Origin of the sequence: Streptomyces macrolidinus (assembly GCF_023887685.1) — a bacterium.
GTDB classification, from domain to species: domain Bacteria; phylum Actinomycetota; class Actinomycetes; order Streptomycetales; family Streptomycetaceae; genus Streptomyces; species Streptomyces macrolidinus.
The window spans coordinates 20,201-35,415 of sequence record NZ_JAMWMR010000017.1 but is presented as its reverse complement, the minus strand read 5'-3'; the positions used below and the strand labels follow the sequence as shown (position 1 = coordinate 35,415).

Sequence of the window (15,215 nt, the reverse complement as noted above, 5' to 3'; positions counted from 1 at the left end):
GGTCAACAGACCAGGGTCGGTTTCACCCGGGCGGTGGAGTCAGTGGTACGTCGACGCGATTCCGCTTGCCGAGGCCCGCTACGCCACGTACTTGGCCGACGTGCGACGCACAGGAGAGGACGGCGGTGTCCGGTGAGCGGTCACAGTAGTTGGGCTGGGGTGAAGCGGCAGGTGCGCGAGGCGCACCCTGAGGTCTCCGACGCCGAGTGGGTGGCCCGCAGGCAGGTGGCCCGGACAGCCACCGAAGCCTATGTGCTCGGGCACCACCTGCGGTAGATCCGTGAGGAGCAAGGTCTCACCCAGGCGCAGGTCGCGGCGTCCGTCGGCATCTCACAGGCCAGGGTGTCCCAGATCGAGCGGGGTGAGATCCACAACCTGGAGACGATGCGCACCTATGCCGCGGCGCTGGGCGCTCGTATCACGGTGTCCATCGAGTACGGGGACCGGACCATCGGGGCTGCCTGAGCGTCGGTCGCACCGGTATCACGATCGCGTTCCGGGCGGGTGACGCCTCGTCGCCCGCCGGGGACCCGTATCTCGCGGCGTTTAGACTCTCCCGGCAACGGCCCGCACGTCACGGCCGATTGAGGCCGCTCACTGCCCCACCCCGAAGGGTATTCGGCACTTTGATACGGATAGATTCAGTCACCAAGCGGTACCCGGACGGCACGGTGGCGGTCGACCGGTTGTCGTTGGAGATACCGGACCGCTCGATCACCGTTCTCGTCGGCCCCTCGGGCTGCGGCAAGACGACGACCCTGCGCATGATCAACCGGATGGTCGAGCCCAGCGAGGGCACGATCACCCTCGACGGCGTCGACATCAGCCGCCAGCCGGTGAACTCGCTGCGCCGGTCCATGGGTTACGTCATCCAGAACGCCGGACTCTTCCAACACCGCACCATCGTCGACAACATCGCGACCGTGCCCCGGCTGCTCGGCCAGAGCAAGGCCCGATCCCGCGCCCGCGCACGGGAGTTGATGGAACGGGTCGGGCTGGACGTTTCGCTCGCCAAGCGGTATCCGTACCAACTCTCCGGCGGACAGCAGCAGCGCGTCGGCGTGGCGCGTGCGCTCGCCGCCGACCCGCCGGTGCTGCTGATGGACGAGCCGTTCTCCGCCGTCGACCCGATCGTCCGCAAGGGTCTTCAGGAGGAACTCCTGCGGATCCAGGAGGAGTTGGGCAAGACCATCGTCTTCGTCACCCATGACATCGACGAGGCGATCCGGCTCGGCACCATGGTCGCCGTGCTGCGGACCGGCGGCCGGCTCGCCCAGTTCGCACCGCCCGCCGAACTGCTCTCCTCGCCCGCCGACGCCTTCGTGGAGGACTTCCTCGGTGCGGACCGCGGCATCCGGCGGCTCTCGTTCTTCCCCGCCCAGGCCCTGGAGTTGAAGAAGACGCCGATCGTCGCCGTCGACTCCACCGCCGAGCAGATCGCCGCGCGGACGACGCCCGAGACGCCGTATCTGCTCGTCACCGGCCTCGACGGCAGGCCGCTGGGCTGGAGCGAGCCCGAGGACCTGGTCGCCGGTGACATCGACGTGGCCCGACTGCTGCCGTACGGGCGGCCGTTCGCGTACGGCACGGACTCGCTGCGCGCCGCGCTCGACGGCGCCGTGCTCTCGCCCACCGGCTGGGCCGTGGCGGTGGACGACGCCGGACGGGCCGTCGGGGTCGTCTCCCAGCAGGCCGTCGGCGAGGCGATCCGGGCCGCCCACGCCAAGGGGCTCACCGCGGCGAAGGTCGCCGGATGAACGACTTCCTTCATATCCCGAGCGACCTCCAGAACACCTACTCCGGGCTGATCGTCCTGCACCTGAGGGAGGCCCTGATCCCCGTCCTGGCGGGGCTGGTCGTCTCGCTGCCGCTGGCCCAACTGTGCGTGCGCTTCCGCTGGTTGTATCCCCCCGTGCTGTGGTCGACGACCGTGCTGTACGCCATCCCGTCGCTGGCCTTCTTCGTCGTCCTCATCGACTACACGGGCATGAGCGAGACCACCGTGATGATCCCGCTCTCCGTCTACAGCCTGGTCGTCCTCGTCCCGGCCATCGTGGACGCCGTCCGCTCGGTGCCGCAGGAGACGCTCGACGCCGCCACCGCCATGGGCTTCGGGCCCGTACGCCGGTATCTCCAGGTGCAGTTGCCGATCGCCGTGCCCACGATCATCGCCGGGCTGCGGGTGGCCACCGCGTCCAGCATCAGCCTCGTCAGCGTCGGCATGCTGATCGGCAACCAGGGCGCGCTCGGCAATCTGCTCCATGACGCGAACATCTACAACCGGCCCGTGTACGCGGTGAATTCGGTGGTCACGACGGCGGTCCTGGCGATCCTCGTCGACGCCGCGCTGGTCCTGACCCGCGTCCTGCTGACCCCCTGGATGCCGAGAGGTACGGGCCGTGCGGGACGGAAGACGTCCGGGGACCGCGCCGACGCGGCCGTACCAGCCCTCGAGGAGTCGGCCCGGTGAACGTCCTGACCTTCATCCACGCGTTCTTCAGCGACGGATCCCACTGGCACGGATACGACGGCATCCCCACCCGGCTGACGGAGCACCTCCACTACTCCCTCCAGGCCCTCGCGATCGCCGCCGTCATCGGTCTGCCGATCGGGCTGATCACCGGCCACTACGGGCGCGGCGGCAACGCCATCGCCCTGGTCGCCACCGGCAGCCGGGCGCTGCCCACCTTCGGCCTGCTGGTACTGATGGTCATGTGGCTCGGGTTCGGGCTGGGGCCCGTGATGATCCCGCTGGTCGTCCTCGCCGTCCCGCCGATCCTGGTCACCACGTACGAGGCGGTCCGGTCCGTCGACCCCTCGCCCGTGGACGCCGCGCGCGGCATGGGGATGCCCGAGTCACGGATCCTCCTCCAGGTGGAGCTGCCCGGCGCCCTGCCGCTGATCCTCGGCGGCCTGCGCTCGGCGGCCATCCAGATCGTGTCGACCGCCACCATCGCCGCGTACGTCGGCCTCGGCGGGATCGGCCGGTACATCATCGACGGGCTCTACCAGAGGAACTACGAGAAGGTGGTCGGCGGCGCCACGCTGGTGGCCGTGCTGGCGCTCGTGACGCTCGGGGTGTTCTGGGCGGTCGCGCGGGTCGCGGTGTCGCCGGGCGTCCGCAGGAGCGGCTGAGCACCGGATCGCCGGTCGAAGCGACGACGGGCCCGGGACGGCTTCCACACCGTCCCGGGCCCGTCCTGCGTGTATCCCGTCCGCGTATCCGTGGCCGTCGTCGGTCAACTGCCGCCGCTGCGGGCCAGCGCCTGCTCCAGGACGACGAGCAGCGCGTCACGGACCGAGCCGCGCTCGCGGGCGTCGAAGACGATGACCGGGACGTGCTCGGAGACGTCCAGCGCCCAGCGGGCCTGGTCGACGTCGTACTCGACCTTGCCGTCGAAGGCGTTGAGCGCGACGGCGAACGGGATCTGCCGGTGCTCGAAGTAGTCCACGGCCGCGTAGCAGTCGTCCATGCGCCGGGTGTCGACGATGACGAGCCCGCCCACCGCGCCCTCGACGATGTCGTCCCACATGAAGCCGAACCGGTCCTGGCCCGGGGTGCCGAACAGATACAGCTTCAGCGTCGGGTCGATGGTGATGCAGCCGAAGTCCATCGCCACCGTGGTCGTCGTCTTGCGCGGGGTGTGCGTGAGGTCGTCCACGCCCGCCGCGACCTCGGTGATGGCCGCCTCGGTGGTCAGCGGCTCGATCTCGGAGATCGAACCCACGGCGGTGGTCTTGCCCACGCCGAAGCCGCCCGAGATCACCATCTTGACCGGCAGCGGCGGCCGTACGGTGCCCCGCGCCGCCGTGCCGGGACCCCGCCCCGGCCGGGCGGGACCGGGAGCACGGGGAGGGCAGGCCGGTTCAGTCGGTGTCACGGAGTACCCCCCGGGAGTCGGGGATGGCCCGCAGGCCATCGATAACCCTGCGCAGGACGGATGCGTCGTGTGTGACGTCGGCGTGCGGCACGTGCACCGTCAACTGCCCGGCCGCGCGCAGGTCCTCGGCGAGGACCCGGACCACGTTGAGATGCAGCCGCAGCCGGGCCGCGATCTCCGCGATGGACTGCGGACGCCGGCACGCGGCCACGATGTCGTGCTGCTCGAAGGAGAGCTGGTCGAGCCCGTCGAGCCCCGCGGGGGTGGCCACCACCTGCGTCTCGACCGGGATCGGCCGGCCGGACGCGGTGGGCGCCACCCGGCCGGCGGTGAGCAGGAACGGCCGTACGGCGGAGGCGGGCCCCACCGTGTCCGACGGAGGGGAGCCGTCTTCGCCGGCGCCGCGCGGCGTGCGGCCGTCCGCCATGGGTGTTCTGTCCTTCCTGGACCGGATGGATACCGGTCACCCCGTTGACACGGCGCCGACGCTGTTCTTCAGCTCCAGCACGAGCTGGGGGCTGAGCGCGGTACCGGCCCGATTCGCGAACAGGGTCATCTCGTAGGCGACGTTGCCCAGTTTGGCCTCCTTGTCGGCGACCACGCCGAGCACGGCGCCGCTGCCGATCGCGGAGACCAGGACATGGCCGCCCTCCAGATCGATGATGACCTTGTTGAGACCGCCGAGACCGTAGTTGCCGGAGGCTCCGGCGGCCAGGCTGGTGATGCCGGAGACGATGGCGGCGAGCCGTTCCGAGTCGGCGTGCTCGCGCAGTTCGGAGACGGCGATGAGCAACCCGTCGGAGGAGACGGCTATGGCGTCGACGACACCCGCGGTCTCCGTCGCGAAACGATTGAGCAGCCAGGTGAAGTCGGCTGCGGCGGCCTGGAGTTCGGCCGGCGTGGCGGCTCCTGCCGGAGTCTCACCTGTCGACGTGCTCACTGTTCCGCTCCTTCCGGGAGGTGGTTCTGGTCGTGCTGGTCGTGCTCGTGCGGGGCGGTCCGCCGGGCGCTGTCCCGATGGGCGCGCTCCACGGCCGCCTCGAACTCCTCGAGTGCGGAACGGACTTCGTCCGCGTCGGCGAGCCGGGGGGCCTGCCGCGCCTGTCCGGCGGCATCGACGCCGGTGGTCCGCAGGGTCGCGCCCCGGACGCGTCGGCGCAGGGGGCGGGCGCCGCCCGGCGGGTCCCCGGCGGGTGACGGCGCCGATGCCCGGTCGGCCGGTTCCGGCTCCTCGGTCCGGGGCCGGGGGACCAACGGGGCTTCCTCGGCGCGGTCGTGGGAGGTCGTACGGTCAACGGGCGCCGTCTTCGCGGGAGTCGGGCCCTGCTCGGCGACCGGCCCCGCGTCCGGCTCCTGCTCCCGGCGGGGAACGCGCCGCGGCAGCGCGGCAGCCGCCGGGATCTCACCCGCGGCGCGGGCCGACGACGGCACGGGGCCGCCGCTCGGCGCGGGCGCCTTCACCTGGTTCGGTCCCTGCGCGGCCACCGGGCTCATCGTCAGCAGCAGCGACGAGGGGATGCCGACGGTCGCCGTGACACCGCCGCCGGGCGTACGGGACAGCTCGACCGCCACCTCCCAGCGGCGGGCCAGCGTACCCACCACGAACAGGCCGAGCACCTTCGTCGGGACGACGTCCAGTCGCTCACGGCGGATCAGCCGGGCGTTCTCCTCGGTGAGCCGCTCGGCGCTCATGCCCAGGCCGTGGTCGACGACCTCGATCGCCGCGCCCTGGCCGGTCGTCCGCACGGTCACCTCGACGGGGCTGCCCGCGGGCGAGAACGAGACGGCGTTCTCCACGAGTTCGGCGATCATCAGGGTCAGGTCGCCGATGATGTCGGGCTCCACCATGACCTCGGTACCGGCGCGCAGCCGTACCCGCTGGAAGCCCTCGATCTGGCCGAGCGCGGCCCGTACGACGTTGGTGAGCGCGGTGGGACCGGCGTCCAGGACCGTCTCGCGGATCCCCGCGAGCAGCATCAGGCTGTCGGCGTTGCGCCGCAGACGTACGGCGATGTGGTCGATGGAGTAGAGGCGTTCGAGCAGGGCGGGGTCGGTCTCGCCACGCTCCACCGCGTCGATCAAGGCGAGCTGACGGGTCGTCAGATTGCTGACCCGGCGTCCGACGTTGCCGAACATCTCGGCGACGTTGCGGCGGCTGAGCACCTGACGCTCCAGGAGCGCCGCCGCGGTGGTCTGCACATGGTTGAAGGCCTCGGCGAGTTCGCCGATCTCGTCCCGTACGGTGACCGGCACTTCGCGCAGCCGCGGCGGTCCGGCGTCCTCGGCGTCGTCGTCGGCCACGCGGGCCAGTTCGCGCCCGGCGACCTCGGCGACCTGCTGGGCGGCGTCGGTGAGCGCCTGCACCGGCTGGACCACCGAGCGGCGCACCGCCACCGAGAAGGCGAGCCAGAAGCCGAAGCCGAGGATCGCCACGCCGAGCAGCAGACCCGCGCGCCACCAGGCGTCGTCGGAGGTGTCCTGCGCGCGGTCGGCGATCTGGCCGATGAGCGAGGCGGTGATGTGCAGTCGGCTCGCGGCCTGCTTCGGGTAGTCCGGGTAGTTGCTCAGGGCGTGCTCGAAGGCACGGCGGATCTCGGCGGGGGTGCTCGCCTGCAACGCGCTGGGGTCGACCTGGAGTTCGGCGTACGCCTGGGCGATCGACCGCTGGGCCGCGCTGCGTTCGATACCGGACAGCTCGTCCGCCTGCGCCTCGGTCGCGAACCGCCCGAAGCGGTCCGCCTGGTAGGTGTACAGCTCGTAGGAGCCGACGGCGTTCGTGAACTCGATGAGGGCGTTGCTGTCCCCGGTCGTCGCCGAGAACACACTGGTCTCGAAGGCGCTGTGGGCGGCGTCGGCGCGCAGCAGGGAGTCCAGCAGATTGCCGGTGAAGGTGGCCGCTAGCCCGGCGTTGCGGTCGAGGCCGAGACCGTCGAGCAGTCCGCTCGCAGCGTTGGTGTAGGCCGGGTCGATGTTGTCGGCGGGCAGATAGTCCCGCGCGATCGTCTCGCGCAGCGTCGTGAGGCCCTCGACCTCCTTGAGGGCCTGCGCCTCGGACAGCGGCAGCCGGTCACCGAAGGTGGCACGGACCTTCTGGACCTGCTTGTCCACGGCCTGTTGCGCCCGGCGGTAGGCGGTGAGCGAGGGCTTCTCGTCGCCGGTCGCCGCCTCGTACCGCACGGAGAGCAGGACGGCCTGCTGGTGTTCGCGTTCCACCCGGTCGACGAGGATCGCCACCTGCCCGCTGTCGCGCACCAGTTGGGCCGCCGCCGCCGCTTCGCGCGCCTGCTGCACCTGGTCGACGATGACGAGCGCGAGCAGCACGCCGAGCATGGCGAGCGGAACGCCGACGAGGACATTGAGCTTGCGCCGGAACGTCCAGCGGTCGGCGAAGCCGCGTATGCCACTCTGGGGCGGCGACGGCGCCGGCCGGGTCGGCGCGTCCACCTCGGTCGTGGACACCAAGCCTCCTTCGAGGGCGTGTCAGGGCGTGCGAAGAGTGCGTGTGACCGTCGTCGGCCGACCGGGGGCACCGGTGAAGCCCGTGGTGCCGGGCGCGGAACGACCCACGAAGGGCAGGGACTTCGCATGTGTTCCGCAACGCGGCGCGCCGCCGGTTGCCCGGAGACTATCGCCTCTTCAGGCGCCTGATCGTGTCGCCCTAAGTCAAGAATCCATTACAAAGGGCGCGTGCTTCCCTTGTGGCCCGGTCCGCGCTCCACCACAACCCGACGTTCACAATTGGCTACCCATTGAAGCCAATTGGTGATCAGAAGGCCCTTGACTGATCAAGAACGGGCTGGATTGGATCAGTAGGTGCGATGCCTCGTGCTTCGCACCACTGCGCCATGCCCTGCCCAAGCCTCAGCCCGGAACGGGAACCGTGACTTCTACGAACACCAGCACGTCCAGCAGGAGATTCCCCGGCGCGGCGGTCGTCGCGCTCGCCGCCACGACGGCACTGCTCGCGGGGTGTGGCTCGTCCTCCGACGACAAGTCCGACCCGCTCAAGGAAGGCAAGGCGAGCGGTGATTCGGTCGTCGTCGGCTCCAACAACTTCGCCGAGAGCATCCTGATCGCGGACATCTACGGCGAGGCGCTCAAGGCCAAGGGCATCGACGTCACCTACAAGCCGAACATCGGCAGCCGCGAGACCACCTACGGCCTGCTGAAGAACGGCTCCATCACCGTTCTGCCCGAGTACAACGGCGCGCTGCTGGCCTACCTCGACAAGGACGCCGCGCCGAAGACGCTCGCGGAGACGACGGCCGCCCTCAACGCCAAGCTCGACTCCAAGCTGACGCTCCTCGACCCGGCGCCCGCGCAGGACAAGGACTCCGTCACCATCAACGCGGCCACCGCGAAGAAGTACCACCTCACCAACAAGTCCAGCATCGCGGACCTCAAGGGCGTCGCGAAGGACCTGGTCATCGGCGGTTCGCCGGAGTTCCAGACCCGTATGCAGGGCCTGGAGGGTCTGAAGAAGCTCTACGGCGTGGAGTTCAAGTCCTTCAAGGCACTCGACGCGGGCGGCCCGCTGACCCAGGCGGCGCTGACCAAGAACACCGTGCAGGCCGCGGACCTCTTCACCACGGACCCCACCATCACCAAGGAGAAGTTCGTGGTCCTCCAGGACCCGAAGAACCTCTTCGGGCTGGAGAACGTGCAGCCGCTGGTCTACAAGTCGGGGCTGCCCAAGAAGGGCGTCGACGCGCTCAACGCCGTCTCCGCCAAGCTGGACACGGCGACCCTCCTCGACCTCGACACCCAGGTCCAGCTCGAGAACAAGGACCCGCTGGACGTCGCCAAGGCCTGGCTGAAGTCGGCCGGCCTGGACTGACCCACATGGACGTCACCGCGGACGGACCGACGCGGGTCCCCTCGCCCTCCGGAGCCCCGGGGCGTGTTGCGCAACACGCCCCGGGCACCCGCGTCGTCCTCGACGGCACCGGACTTCGGGTCGACGGGGTGGTCGGCCTCGCCGACGGCACGGCCGCACCCGTGGTGCCCGAGGCGGCGCTGGAGCGGGCCCGGCGCTCCTGGCACACGGCCGACCGGCTCGCCAGGACGGGCCGGCTCTACGGCCGCGGCACCGGCGTCGGCGCCCACCGCTCGGTGACGGTCACGGCGGGCGACGAGACCGACCACGGGCTACGCCTGCTGCGCAGCCACGCGGGCGGCGCGGGCGCCCTGCTCCCGGCCCGCCACGTACGCGCGATGCTGGCCGTGCGGGCCAACCAGCTCCTGGCGGGCGGCTCCGGGATCCAGCCCGCGTTCATCACCGCCCTCACCGAAGCGCTGCGGCTCGGCGTCCATCCCGCCGTCCACGAGTACGGCGGACTCGGCACCGGCGACCTGACCGCGCTGGCCGAGACCGGCCTCACCCTCATCGGGGAACGCCCCTGGCTCGGCCGACGCTCGGGCGGCCTGCCCGCGCCCGTGTCCCTGCGCCCCGGTGACGCGCTCGCGCTGCTCAGCAGCAACGCCCTCGTCCTCGGCCGGGCCGCGCTGGCCTGTCATGAACTGTCGATGCTGCTGCGCGCCACGCACGCCGTGGCGGCCCTCTCGCTGGCCGCCGTCTCCGGCTCCCTGGAGGCGTACGCGGCCCCGGTCCACGCCGTACGCCCCTACCCGGGACCCGCGCGCGCCGCCGCGGAGGTACGGCGACTGCTCGGCGTCCCCGACCGGCCAGGACCGTCGCAGGGGCGGATACAGGACCCGTACGGCTTCCGCGCGTTCCCGCAGGCGCACGGGCCCGCCCTGGAAGCGGCCGAGGCGTTGCGCCGCGTCGTGGAGGTGGAGGTCAACTGCCCTTCGGAGAACCCGCTGATCGGTGCGGACGGCACCGCTCACCACCACGGCGGCTTCTTCGCGGCCCCGCTCGGACTGGCCCTGGACGGGCTGTGCCTGGCCCTCCTGCAGACCGCCCAGCTCTCCGGCGCCCGGCTCGCCGCGCTGGGCCGCCCCGACCTCACCGGACTGCCCGCCTTCCTCGCCTCGGGAGCCGCGAGCAGCTCGGGGACGATGATCCTGGAGTACACCGCCAACTCCGCGCTGGCGGAGCTGCGTTCGTGCGCGGCACCCGCGTCGGCGGGCCACGCGGTCCTCTCGCACGGCCTGGAGGACGCGGCATCCTTCGCCTCCCAGGCCGCGCGCCAGACCCTGCGCGCCGCCGAGGCCTACCGCACCGTACTGGCCTGCGAACTCGTCACGGCCGTACGGGCGTTGCGCCTGCACCCGGACCCGCCGTCGGTCCCGGCATTCACCATGGCCGCCGCGGCGCTCCCCGCCGACACCGAGGACCGCCCGCTGACGGGAGATGTGACGGCCGCGGCCGAACTCCTGCCTGCATTGGCCGAGTTGTAGGAAGGGTCACTGCCTCGCCGGGCCGGGTGCTGAGCGCCCCGCGTCATCGCCGCCGTCGGTACGGGCTTCCCGTACGGCACGGACGTGGACGTGGGGCAGAGGCGCAGGCGTAGCCGTCCCGGTGGGTCCGCCTGCCCGGCCCCGGACCAGTCACCTCGCGTAGACACGCATCACTCGGAACGGTGACTCTCCGTGCAAGCCCCGCTCCGCCCTGCCGTCTAGTCGGTCATCCGGCCGGTACGATCCCGCACGGGTCGCCGGGCAACGGCGCCCACGGCGGGTTCAGGCCCCGAGAGCCTCGGGCGACCGGTCTCCGGATGACGTCCGGCGCCTGGTGACGCATCCTTGCATGGGGTGTGTTCGGGGTACCCGGGGACCCTGAGCGAACGACGGAGGAGGCGTACGGCGACCGCCTCCGGGAACCGGGCGGTGTGGTCATGGTCGAGAACGAGGCACGCGACTGGGCGGAAGTCCCCGGGTGCTCGGTGTTCGGCGCACCGTGCTGGGTCAGCCTGACCACCCGCGACGTCGAGGTCGCCGAGAGCTTCTACCGGGCCGTGTTCGGCTGGGAGTGGCAGCAGGACAGCCTCGGTGACCGCTTCCGGGTGGCGCTGGCGGACGGGGTGCCCGTCGCCGGGATCGCCGCCGTGGCCTCGATGTGGCAGATGGCCGTCACCTGGACGCCGTACTTCGCGGTCCGCAGCGCCGACGACACCGTCTCCCGCAGCAGGGAGCGCGGCGGGACGACCGCCGTCGGACCGATCTCCCTGCCGCCCGGCAGGACGGCCGTGCTCGCGGACCGCGACGGCGCCGTCTTCGCCGTCTGGGAGGGCCGTCTCGTATCGGGCTGGCAGCAGTGGCGCGAGGCCGCGCCCACGTTCATCCGGCTGCACACCCGCGACGCCTTCGACGCGGCCATCTTCTACGGCGAAGTCCTCGACTGGGCGTCCCCGCACAGCAGTTGCGAGGTCAACTACGACGGGGACGAGGTGGTCCTGCGCAGCGAGGGAACGGTGGTGGCGCGCATCCACTCGGGAGCGGTCGAGGCGGCGCCCGACCCCGCGGTCCGCCCGCACTGGGAGGTGCACTTCGCGGTCACGGACCTCGAGACCTGTATCGAGACCGCCCGCGCGAACGGCGGCGAGGTCATCCAGTGGGAGCGGGGCGCGCAGGAGGCGCTGCTGGGCGATCCCGACGGGGCGCGGTTCACCGTGACCTCGAAGCGGGAGCCCTGAGCCGTTCGACCAGGAGCCGGGAGCCGGGAACGGGTAGCCAGGGCCCCGTACGCGGTGCACGGGCGCGGTGCGCGACGCGCGGCCTCGACGGACGGGAACCGGTGGCCGAGCCCCGCAGGAGCACGGGACCGGCGCCCGCCCGCCGAGGGCGCGGCGGTCAGGAGGTGGCCGACTCGGCGGAGGCGACCGGAGGCGTGGTCGACTCGGCGTCGGTCGGCTCGGCGTCGGCCGACCGCTCGCGACGGCGGCGCAGAAGGCCGCGGCGCGGCTCCTGGTCCGGCAGCCAGCCGAAGGTCAGACAACTGCCCGTCACGCCGAGCAGCAGCCCGATCAGGAAGCCGCCCAGGTTGGACGTGAGCCAGGTGCCCAGGGAGAGCAGGACGCCGATGATCGAGTAGAACAGCCGCTGGGCGGGGTTGAAGAGGATCAGCAGCCCGCACAGCAGCATCACCGTCGGCAGCAGATACCCCGCGAGGCCCTGCATACCGACGTGCAGTACCACCTTCAGCGACGCCTTCTCGGTGAGCAGGACCTCCCCACCGCCCAGCGTCAGCAGCAGCCCGCCCCAGAAGGGACGCTTCGCCCGCCACTGCCGGAACGCGATTCCGGGCCGGGCCATCAGCACCCCGAGCTGCTGAAGCGGAGCTTGAGTCCGGGCAGCTTGAACACCCCTGCCGTGGTGGCGTAGTTGGTCTGCCGCAGGTTGCCGATGTGCACGGTGTCGGCCTGCTGGCTGAACACACCCTTGTTGCCACGGGCGTTGGCCTTGTTCAGCGTGCTCGCGTCGTTGCCGATCTCGATGTTGTTGAACGAGGCGTCACCGGACAGCTCGGTCGAGTCGGTGGTCAGATCCTTCGCGGTCACCGGAGTCGAGCCGTTGCCCGCGGTGATGAGGAGGTTCGTGCCACCGAGGTCGACGCTCTGACACAACTTGGTGAGCGTCGCGTTCTTGATCGCGGAGGTGACGACCAGCACCTGGCCGCCGGTGTCGCCGGCGTTCGGGCTGTCCTCCGCCATGTTGTCGAGGTTGCCGAACTGCTCGAAGCCGGTGCCGTCGAGGTTCGTGGCGGTGACCGTGAACGGCATCCCGGAGATGGCGAACTGGACGCCCAGCGCTCCCTGGGCGGTCATGATCGCGAGAGTCGCGGCGACCGCGGTGGCGGGCACCGCCATGATCGCGGTACGGCGCAGGCGGACCCGCCCGCGTCTTTCGGGTGCCACCGGGGCGGTCGTGCCGCCTTCCGGGGGCTCAGGGGTCGAACCGGTGGACGCCAAGGCGTCCGAGGACGAGGCCATGTCTGCTCCTGGGCATAGTCAATGCGAGTAGGGCTTCCTGGCACGTTGTCCTGGCGCGGACAGCGCCTGCCGTGCACGCTTCCTCGCACCTCCCGGCGTATGCGAGGCCTTCTCGTGGTAGGGCAGTGGCCGCCGAAGTTACCCGTGGTTACACCCACGGTCAAGGGAGTTGTGAGACAAAGGTGTTGATTGTACGGCGCGCGCGTGAACACGAGTCGTGGGACGCCAACTTCCGCTCGACTCCTTGACATTGACGAAGCGTCAGGTCTACAACAACCCCTGCATTCCCATGGATCCGTGGCGCCGGATCCCTCGTACGGCGCATCTCGCACTCCCGGCCCCGCCCCGCTGGGGCGTCGGTGACCTCTCTGTGTGCGCGGTGCGATGCACGGATCTCTCGCATGGCCGCGATCCATCGTTCTGCCGCGGCACCGGCACGGCCGCCACGCCCCTTCCCCGGCCCGTCCGGCGCCGCTCGTCGCTGCCGACCCGTCACGTACGGAGAAGGCGTCACGGGTCGGCAGCGTCGTACCCCACCTCCAGCCCCCACTTCGGAGAAGAGGCCCCCATGCGTACGACCCGAACCCTGCTCGCTCTCGCCGGTGCCGCCGCCCTCGGCGTGGCCCTGGCGTCCCCCGCCTCCGCGAGCGGCGAGGTGCTCACCACGACCGACGGCACCGCCGTCGCCGTCGGGGACGTCCTCAACGCCTCGCTCGCGAGCGGCACCGCCGCCACGCTCTACTCCAGCGCCACCGGCACCAGCGGTGTCTCCTGTACCGGCTCCACGTTCACCGCCAAGGTCACCGGCAACCCGGCCGCGCCCGGCACCGCCACCGAGTCGCTCACCGGCCACACCTTCGACAGCACGACGTGCTCCAGCAACGTCGTCGGTGTGACGGGGGTCAGCGGCATCACCGTCGACCACCTGCCGTACACCACCACGGTCGGCTCCGGCGGCACGGTCACCGTCACCCCGGCGGCCGGCTCCACCATCCAGACCACGGCGACGCTGAAGACCCTGCTCGGCACGATCACCTGTGTCTACCAGGCCCCCAGCCTGACCGGTTCCGTGAACGCCTCCACCCACGGCATCGAGTTCAGCAGCCAGCACTTCACCAAGGCCTCCGGCTCGTCCCTGTGCTTCAACGACGGCTACTTCACCGCGAAGTACGCGCCGGTCGTCGACACCAGCCAGGCGGGCAGCCCGGTGGTCCAGGTCAACTGATCGGTGATCGACGGACGCGTCCGGCACGGTGGGCTCGCGCGATACGGGCCGCCACCGCCGGACGCGCCCGGCTTGCGGGGAGACAGTGGCTTCGCGCGGTTTACTGATCACTCGGCGTGCCCACGAAGCGATCTCCGACGCGCCTTCTCGGCGTCCGGGGATCGCTGTCGACCGCGAGGAGAGTGAAGCCGTGTCCGTCATGCGAGTGGCTCAGGTGGCCGAGCCGGGTGGGAAGTTCGAGATCGTCGAGCGGGAACTGCCCGAGCCGGGACCGGGGCATGTGCGCATCGCCGTGGAGGCCTCCGGTATCTGCCACAGCGACGCGATGTTCGTCCAGGCGTCCTTCCCCGGCATCACGTTCCCCGTCGTGGCGGGGCACGAGGTGGCAGGCCGGATCGACGCCGTGGGAGAGGGGACGAGTGACTGGAAGGTCGGCGACCGGGTCGGGGTGGGCTGGTTCGGAGGGCAGTGCGGCCACTGCCCGCCCTGCCGTCAGGGCGACTTCGTGAGCTGCTTCGAGCTGAAGGTCCCCGGCCTGTCCTACGACGGCGGGTACGCCACGCACATGGTCGCGCCCGTCGAGGCCCTCGCGCGTATCCCGGAGGGCCTGGACGCGGCCGACGCCGCCCCGCTCGGGTGCGCGGGGGTGACGACGTTCATGGGACTGCGCAACAGTCCCGCGCGTGCCGGTGACCTCGTCGCGATCCTGGGCGTCGGCGGCCTCGGGCACCTGGGCGTCCAGTACGCGGCCAAGATGGGCTTCGAGACCGTGGCGATCGCCCGCGGCCAGGACAAGGAGCCGCTGGCGCGACGGCTGGGCGCGGACCACTACATCGACAGCACGGCCGCGGACCCCGCGCGGGCGCTGAAGGACCTGGGCGGCGCGAAGGTGGTCCTCGCCACCGCGGCCAACTCCGACGCCATGGCCGCGACGATCGACGGGCTCGCGCCGCGCGGCCGGTTGGTCGTCATCGGCGTCACGGACCAGCCGATCAAGGTGACGCCGTTGCAGCTCATCACCGGCAGCCAGTCCGTGGCCGGACACGCGTCGGGCACGGCGCGGGATGTGGAGGAGACCATGGCCTTCAGTGCGCACGCCGGTGTCCGCCCGATGATCGAGGCCGCACCGCTGGACGAGATCAACACCGCCTTCGCCCGGATGCTGTCCGGCGCGGCGCGCTTCCGTATGGTGCTGAGGACGACCTGATGCACCGG

At 71.2% G+C, this 15,215-nt stretch carries 16 protein-coding genes; 10 read left to right on the top strand and 6 right to left on the bottom strand.

Features of this window, described 5'->3' with window-relative positions; genetic code table 11:
* Positions 1–132 precede the first annotated feature (132 nt).
* From NGF19_RS19140 to NGF19_RS19120, 5 genes are all read left to right on the top strand, one after another.
* Positions 133–276: a hypothetical protein gene (locus tag NGF19_RS19140; protein WP_252426208.1), complete on the top strand. Its 144-nt coding sequence runs from the start codon at positions 133–135 to the stop codon at positions 274–276.
* The gene (locus NGF19_RS19135) at positions 277–465 is read left to right on the top strand and encodes a helix-turn-helix domain-containing protein (protein WP_308288503.1); all 189 of its coding nucleotides are present in this window, start codon (positions 277–279) and stop codon (positions 463–465) included.
* Between the two features lie 161 nt (positions 466–626).
* A complete protein-coding gene (locus NGF19_RS19130) occupies positions 627–1,757 on the top strand; it encodes an ABC transporter ATP-binding protein (RefSeq protein WP_252426207.1) in 1,131 nt (376 codons plus the stop codon).
* Positions 1,754–2,470, top strand: a complete 717-nt coding sequence (locus NGF19_RS19125) for an ABC transporter permease (protein ID WP_252426206.1) — start codon at positions 1,754–1,756, stop codon at positions 2,468–2,470. Before NGF19_RS19130 ends, NGF19_RS19125 begins: the two co-directional genes overlap by 4 nt.
* Positions 2,467–3,135, top strand: a complete 669-nt coding sequence (locus tag NGF19_RS19120) for an ABC transporter permease (protein ID WP_252426205.1) — start codon at positions 2,467–2,469, stop codon at positions 3,133–3,135. The genes NGF19_RS19125 and NGF19_RS19120 overlap by 4 nt, the downstream gene beginning before the upstream one ends.
* Positions 3,136–3,239: 104 nt before the next feature.
* On the opposite strand, the gene NGF19_RS19115 is transcribed toward NGF19_RS19120, so the two are convergent.
* Genes NGF19_RS19115 through NGF19_RS19100 form a run of 4 tightly spaced genes read right to left on the bottom strand, consistent with a single transcriptional unit; the run spans position 3,240 to position 7,340 of the window.
* Positions 3,240–3,881, bottom strand: coding sequence for a GTP-binding protein (locus NGF19_RS19115; protein WP_372505692.1), 642 nt, complete (start codon positions 3,879–3,881; stop codon positions 3,240–3,242).
* The gene (locus tag NGF19_RS19110) at positions 3,868–4,308 is read right to left on the bottom strand and encodes a DUF742 domain-containing protein (RefSeq protein ID WP_252426204.1); all 441 of its coding nucleotides are present in this window, start codon (positions 4,306–4,308) and stop codon (positions 3,868–3,870) included. The genes NGF19_RS19115 and NGF19_RS19110 overlap by 14 nt, the downstream gene beginning before the upstream one ends.
* A gap of 36 nt (positions 4,309–4,344) precedes the next feature.
* Entirely contained in the window at positions 4,345–4,821 is a 477-nt protein-coding gene (locus tag NGF19_RS19105; protein WP_252426203.1) for a roadblock/LC7 domain-containing protein, read from the bottom strand.
* Positions 4,818–7,340 carry an ATP-binding protein gene (locus NGF19_RS19100; RefSeq protein ID WP_252426202.1) on the bottom strand — a complete coding sequence of 841 codons (2,523 nt, stop codon included), beginning with the start codon at positions 7,338–7,340 and terminating at the stop codon, positions 4,818–4,820. The genes NGF19_RS19105 and NGF19_RS19100 overlap by 4 nt, the downstream gene beginning before the upstream one ends.
* Before the next feature lie 421 nt (positions 7,341–7,761).
* Between NGF19_RS19100 and NGF19_RS19095 the strand changes: the two genes are divergently transcribed.
* The 3 genes from NGF19_RS19095 to NGF19_RS19085 all read left to right on the top strand — a co-directional run bounded on the left by NGF19_RS19095 (position 7,762) and on the right by NGF19_RS19085 (position 11,479).
* On the top strand, positions 7,762–8,718 hold the full coding sequence (locus NGF19_RS19095) for an ABC transporter substrate-binding protein (protein ID WP_252426201.1): 957 nt from the start codon (positions 7,762–7,764) through the stop codon (positions 8,716–8,718).
* A 5-nt stretch (positions 8,719–8,723) separates the two neighbouring features.
* Positions 8,724–10,244, top strand: coding sequence for an aromatic amino acid ammonia-lyase (locus tag NGF19_RS19090; protein ID WP_252426200.1), 1,521 nt, complete (start codon positions 8,724–8,726; stop codon positions 10,242–10,244).
* A 437-nt stretch (positions 10,245–10,681) separates the two neighbouring features.
* Positions 10,682–11,479 carry a VOC family protein gene (locus tag NGF19_RS19085; protein WP_252426199.1) on the top strand — a complete coding sequence of 266 codons (798 nt, stop codon included), beginning with the start codon at positions 10,682–10,684 and terminating at the stop codon, positions 11,477–11,479.
* A 157-nt stretch (positions 11,480–11,636) separates the two neighbouring features.
* Here the strand turns inward: NGF19_RS19085 and NGF19_RS19080 are convergent, their stop codons facing one another.
* The gene (locus NGF19_RS19080) at positions 11,637–12,098 is read right to left on the bottom strand and encodes a DUF6114 domain-containing protein (RefSeq protein WP_252426198.1); all 462 of its coding nucleotides are present in this window, start codon (positions 12,096–12,098) and stop codon (positions 11,637–11,639) included.
* A complete protein-coding gene (locus NGF19_RS19075; protein ID WP_252426196.1) occupies positions 12,098–12,775 on the bottom strand; it encodes a DUF6230 family protein in 678 nt (225 codons plus the stop codon). The genes NGF19_RS19080 and NGF19_RS19075 overlap by 1 nt, the downstream gene beginning before the upstream one ends.
* A 568-nt stretch (positions 12,776–13,343) precedes the next feature.
* Here NGF19_RS19075 and NGF19_RS19070 point away from each other — a divergent pair.
* Together NGF19_RS19070 and NGF19_RS19065 are read left to right on the top strand one after the other, a co-directional pair.
* Positions 13,344–14,000 carry a Tat pathway signal sequence domain protein gene (locus NGF19_RS19070; RefSeq protein ID WP_252426194.1) on the top strand — a complete coding sequence of 219 codons (657 nt, stop codon included), beginning with the start codon at positions 13,344–13,346 and terminating at the stop codon, positions 13,998–14,000.
* A gap of 190 nt (positions 14,001–14,190) precedes the next feature.
* Positions 14,191–15,207, top strand: a complete 1,017-nt coding sequence (locus NGF19_RS19065; protein WP_252426193.1) for an alcohol dehydrogenase — start codon at positions 14,191–14,193, stop codon at positions 15,205–15,207.
* Positions 15,208–15,215 lie beyond the last annotated feature (8 nt).

What these genes read in the sequence shown, in the direction of transcription:
- NGF19_RS19090 (WP_252426200.1), top strand. Translation starts at nt 8,724, where the DNA reads ATGGACGTCACCGCGGACGGACCGACGCGGGTCCCCTCGCCCTCCGGA.
- NGF19_RS19085 (WP_252426199.1), top strand. Translation starts at nt 10,682, where the DNA reads ATGGTCGAGAACGAGGCACGCGACTGGGCGGAAGTCCCCGGGTGCTCG.
- NGF19_RS19075 (WP_252426196.1), bottom strand. Translation starts at nt 12,775, where the DNA reads ATGGCCTCGTCCTCGGACGCCTTGGCGTCCACCGGTTCGACCCCTGAG.
- NGF19_RS19070 (WP_252426194.1), top strand. Translation starts at nt 13,344, where the DNA reads ATGCGTACGACCCGAACCCTGCTCGCTCTCGCCGGTGCCGCCGCCCTC.
- NGF19_RS19080 (WP_252426198.1), bottom strand. Translation starts at nt 12,098, where the DNA reads ATGGCCCGGCCCGGAATCGCGTTCCGGCAGTGGCGGGCGAAGCGTCCC.
- NGF19_RS19125 (WP_252426206.1), top strand. Translation starts at nt 1,754, where the DNA reads ATGAACGACTTCCTTCATATCCCGAGCGACCTCCAGAACACCTACTCC.
- NGF19_RS19110 (WP_252426204.1), bottom strand. Translation starts at nt 4,308, where the DNA reads ATGGCGGACGGCCGCACGCCGCGCGGCGCCGGCGAAGACGGCTCCCCT.